This window comes from Zoogloea sp. (genome assembly GCF_044344315.1).
Lineage (GTDB): Bacteria > Pseudomonadota > Gammaproteobacteria > Burkholderiales > Rhodocyclaceae > Zoogloea.
Window position 1 is genome coordinate 1 of the sequence record NZ_JBIJDC010000176.1, and the last position, 5,018, is coordinate 5,018.

At 61.8% G+C, this 5,018-nt stretch carries 3 protein-coding genes and 1 pseudogene; 1 reads left to right on the forward strand and 3 read right to left on the reverse strand.

The window, feature by feature from the left end; all coding sequences use genetic code 11:
* Positions 1 to 1,011: pseudogene (locus ACIQ09_RS21680) on the forward strand (hypothetical protein); the annotation flags it as partial.
* A 6-nt stretch (positions 1,012 to 1,017) separates the two neighbouring features.
* On the opposite strand, the gene ACIQ09_RS21685 reads toward ACIQ09_RS21680, so the two are convergent.
* From ACIQ09_RS21685 to ACIQ09_RS21695, 3 genes are all read right to left on the reverse strand, one after another.
* Entirely contained in the window at positions 1,018 to 2,553 is a 1,536-nt protein-coding gene (locus tag ACIQ09_RS21685; RefSeq protein ID WP_398314412.1) for a SpoVR family protein, read from the reverse strand.
* Complete coding sequence (locus ACIQ09_RS21690) at positions 2,550 to 3,818, reverse strand: YeaH/YhbH family protein (protein WP_398314414.1); 1,269 nt, start codon at positions 3,816 to 3,818, stop codon at positions 2,550 to 2,552. Before ACIQ09_RS21690 ends, ACIQ09_RS21685 begins: the two co-directional genes overlap by 4 nt.
* A gap of 62 nt (positions 3,819 to 3,880) precedes the next feature.
* Positions 3,881 to 5,018: PrkA family serine protein kinase (locus ACIQ09_RS21695; RefSeq protein WP_398314416.1), on the reverse strand; the 1,138-nt coding region annotated here is incomplete at its 5' end.

Below are 5,018 nucleotides of genomic sequence, written 5' to 3' on the forward strand. Positions count from 1 at the left end.
GGCAGTGCGGCCGCCGAGACCTGGCGGGTCGGGCCCGATGAAGGCCTGCGTACGCTGGCAGAGGCCGCCGCCGTGGCGCGGGATGGGGATACCGTGGAGGTGCGGGCGGCGACCTACGCGGGAGATGTGGTGGTGTGGCCCCAGAGGCGGCTGACCATCCGCGGGGTGGGTGGCCGGCCGCGCATGCTGGCCTCAGGGCAGGCCGCGGAGGGAAAGGGGATCTGGGTGATACGGGGCGATGAGGTGGTGGTGGACAACATCGCCTTCGAGGGCGCGCGGGGGCCTAATCGCAACGGCTCGGGCATCCGCCATGAGGAAGGTGCCCTTACGGTGCGCAACTGCGAGTTTCGCGATAATGAGATGGGGATCCTGACTGCGAACAAGGCCTCCCTGAGCCTGGTGGTGGAAAACTCCGAGTTCTCCCACGGCGTTCTGGTGACGCCGCGGATTAGCCATCTGCTCTACGCCGGACGGATTGGCCGGCTGGAGGTGAGGGGCAGTTATTTCCACCATGGCCGGGTCGGACATCTGCTGAAGAGCCGGGCCCGGGAAAATCTGATCGAATACAACCGTCTCACCGACGAGGCCGAAGGACAGGCCAGCTATGAGCTGGATTTTCCGGATGGCGGGCAGGTTTTCCTGATCGGCAATCTGGTCCGGCAGTCGGTGGGCACGGAGAACCGGCGCATGATCGCCTTTGGGGCCGAGGGCCTGCAGCATGACGACAATGTGCTGGTTCTGGCCGGGAACACCCTGGTGGATGATCTGCCCGAAGGCGGCGAGTTTGTGGCCGTGTGGTCACCCGAGCGGGTACAGGTGGCGGCGGTGAACAACCTGCTGGTGGGCGGCTGTGTCGGCAGCCTGTGCCCAGATGCCGTGTTCCGGCGCAGCCTGCCCGAGGCGGGTGCCGAGCGGGCGGCGGTTGAGGGAGAGGGTAATGTGCAGGTGGTGGGCGCGGAGGCGCGTGCCGCCCTTGAGGCCCGTGGTTTTCGTCGTCCTCCGGCTGACTAGCCCTGGTCAGTTCTTGTCCGTCTTGCGCCTGTCCTGGTGGCATTCGTGCAGGACTTCAACGCGACCGTCCTCGTGGGCCACTTCCATCTTCACAGCAAAGCCCCACAGGCGTGCCACATGCTTGATGACCTCGTCGGCGTCGCCGTTGAGGGGGCGGCGCAGGTAGGCCTGGTGGCGCAGGGTGAGGGAGCGATCACCGCGCAGGTCTACATTCCACACCTGCAGGTTGGGTTCCCGGCTGCCGAGGTTGTAGTTGTCGGAGAGGATCTCCCGAACCTTGCGGTAGCCGGCTTCGTCGTGGATGGCCGAGACCTTGAGCTTGGCGTCGCTGTCATCATCAAGAATGGCGAACAGCCGGAAGTCACGCATGATCTTGGGGGACAGAAACTGGGCGATGAAGCTCTCGTCCTTGAAGTTGCGCATGGCGAAATCGAAGGTTTCGCGCCAGTTGCTGCCGGCGATATCCGGAAACCAGTAGCGGTCCTCGTCGGTGGGGTGCTCGCAGATGCGTCGGATGTCCTGCCACATGGCAAAACCGAGGGCATAGGGGTTGAGGCCCCGGTACCAGGGCTCGTTGTAGCCAGGCTGATAGACGACATTGGTGTGGGAGTGGAGAAACTCCATCATGAAACTGTCGGTGAGCAGGCCTTCGTCATAAAGGGTGTTGATGAGGGTGTAGTGCCAGTAGGTGGCCCAGCCTTCGTTCATGACCTGGGTTTGCCGTTGGGGGAAGAAGTACTGGCCGACCTTGCGCACGATGCGGACCACTTCCCGTTGCCAGGGCTCGAGCAGCGGGGCGTTCTTCTCGATGAAGTAGAGCAGGTTCTCCTGGGGCTCCGGCGGGAAGCGGCGGGCTTCGACGGCCTGGGTCTTGATCTGCTGGGCGGGCAGGGTGCGCCACAGGTCATTGACCTGGCTCTGGAGGTATTCGGCCCTCTCGCGCTGCCGGGTCAGCTCCTTGGTTAGGGACAGCTTGGCCGGGCGCTTGTAGCGGTCGACGCCCACGTTCATCAGGGCGTGACAGGAGTCGAGGAGGAGTTCCACTTCTTCTTCGCCGTAGCGCTCCTCGCATTCGCTGAGGTAATTGCGGGCGAAGAGCAGGTAATCAACGATGGCGTCGGCGTTGGTCCATTGCCGGAACAGGTAGTTGCCCTTGAAGAAGCTGTTGTGACCGTAGGCGGCGTGGGCAATCACCAGGGCCTGCATCGTCATGGTGTTTTCTTCCATGAGGTAGGCGATGCAGGGGTTGGAGTTGATGACGATCTCGTAGGCCAGGCCCATCTGCCCGCGTCGGTAGCCTTTTTCGGTCTGCAGGAAGCTCTTGCCGAAGGACCAGTGGTGGTAATTCACTGGCATGCCGACGGATGAGTAGGCGTCCATCATCTGCTCGGAGGTGATCAGCTCGATCTGGTTGGGATAGGTGTCCAGCCCGTAGTCGCGCGCCACCCGGTCGATCTCGGCGTGGTAGGCCTCGATGAGTTCGAAGGTCCATTCGCCCGGAGCCGGAAGGGGCTGCTTGCGCTTCTGTCTTTTGGCGCTCATGCGAGTTTCTTCTTGAAGAGTTCGCGGAATACCGGGTAGATGTCCGGCAGGCCTTCAATGTGCTGCATGGCGAAGTTGGCGTGGGCGCCCACCAGCTTTTCGTATTCGCGCCAGAGGTTCTGGGGCTCGCCCGGGGTGATCTCGATATAGGCGAAGTACTGGAGGAAGGGCAGGATTGCGGTGGAAAGCAGTTCGCGGCAGTGGGGCGAATCGTTCTCCCAGTTGTCGCCGTCCGAGGCCTGGGCGCCGTAGACGTTCCAGGCGCCATTGAGGTAACGCTGGTGCAGGATCTCCTTCATCAGCTCGATGGCGCTGGAAACGACGGTGCCGCCGGACTCCCGGGAGTGGAAGAAATCTTCCTCGTTCACTTCCTTTGCCACCGTGTGATGGCGGATGAAGACCACCTCGATGTGTTCGTAGGTTCGGGTGAGGAAGAGGTACAGGAGCATGAAGAAGCGTTTGGCGGTGGCCTTCTTGCCCTCGTCCATGGAGCCGGACACGTCCATGATGCAGAACATCACGGCCTGGGTCGTTGGCTTGGGGATCTTGATCCGGTTGTTGTAGCGCAGGTCGAAGCTGTCAATAAAGGGGATGGCTTCGATCTTGGCCCGCAGAATGCCGATCTCGCTCTTCAGCCGGATGATCTCGGGGTCGTCTTCTGGGCGGGTTTCGAGCAGTTCCTCGATCTGCTTCTGCAATTCCCGCACGCGCCCCTGATAGGGGGAGGAGAGGGCCAGACGACGCCCCAGCGCGCCGCGCAGGGAGCGCACTACGTTGATGTTGGCCGGTGTGCCGTCGTTGGTGAAGCCGGCGCGCTGGCTCTTGTATTCCTGGATGCGGGCAAGCTGGGTCTTGACCAGGTTGGGGAGCGCCAGATCATCGAAGAAAACGTCCAGGAACTCCTCGCGGGAAAGGTTGAAGACAAAATCGTCTTCCCCTTCGCCGTCCTTACTGGCCTTGCCCTTGCCGGATCCGCCGCCCCCACCGCCTTGCGGGCGGTTGATCTGGTCCCCGGAGGAGAACTGGTCATTGCCGGTGAAGACGGTTTCCCAGATGCCGCCCCGGCCGTGGTGGAACTGGGGCTCGGACAGATCCTTGGAGGGAATGGACACACTTTCGCCGTTGTCCAGATCCTTGATGGAGCGACCGGCGATGGCGTCGGCCACGGCTTCGCGAATCTGGCCCTTGAAGCGGCGCATGAATCGCTGCCGGTTCACAGCACTCTTGTTCTTGCTGTCGAACCGGCGGTCGATGATACGTACCATTCGAGCCTCCCGAAGTGTCTGCGTATGCAGCCCGCCGGGCCGGCGGGCTGATCAGCGGGGCATTACGAAGACTTGCGGACGCGCAAGTACCATTCGCACAGCAGGCGGACCTGCTTCTCGGTGTAGCCCTTTTCGATCATGCGATTGACGAAGTTCTGGTGCTTCTTTTGATCGTCGCCACTGGCCTTGGCGTTGAAGCTGATGACCGGCAGCAGATCTTCGGTGTTGGAGAACATCTTCTTCTCGATCACCGCGCGCAGCTTTTCGTAGCTCGTCCAGCTCGGGTTCTTGCCGGTGTTCTTGGCCCGGGCACGCAGCACGAAGTTGACCACCTCGTTGCGGAAATCCTTGGGGTTGCTGATGCCGGCCGGCTTCTCGATTTTTTCGAGCTCGTCGTTGAGGGCATTGCGGTCGAGGATCTCGCCGGTGTTCTGATCCCGGTATTCCTGGTCCTGGATCCAGAAGTCGGCGTAGGTGACGTAGCGGTCGAAGATGTTCTGCCCGTACTCGCTGTAGCTTTCCAGGTAGGCGGTCTGGATCTCCTTGCCGATGAACTCGGCGTAGCGGGGGGCGAGGAACTCCTTGATGAAGGCCAGATACTTGGCTTCGTGCTCGGGCGGGTATTGCTCCTGGGCGATCTGCTGCTCGAGCACATACATAAGGTGCACCGGATTGGCTGCCACTTCCCGGTGGTCGAAGTTGAAGACCTTGGACAGCACCTTGAAGGCAAAGCGGGTGGACAGGCCCGTCATGCCCTCATCGACGCCGGCGTAATCGCGGTACTCCTGGTAGCTCTTGGCCTTGGGGTCGGTGTCTTTCAGGTTCTCGCCGTCATAAACACGCATCTTGGAGAAAAGACTCGAGTTCTCAGGCTCCTTGACCCGGGACAGGACGGCAAACTGGGCCATCATGCGCAGGGTGTCGGGGGCGCACGGAGCCTGGGACAGGGAGCTGTGGGCGAGGAGCTTGTCGTAGATGCGGATCTCGTCGGACACGCGCAGGCAGTAGGGCACCTTGACGGTGTAGATCCGGTCGAGAAAGGCCTCGTTATTGCGGTTGTTGCGGAAGGCGACCCATTCGGACTCATTGGAGTGGGCCATTACGATGCCGTCAAACGGAATCGCGCCGAAACCTTCCGTGCCCTTGTAGTTGCCTTCCTGGGTCGCGGTGAGGAGAGGGTGCAAGACCTTGATGGGCGCC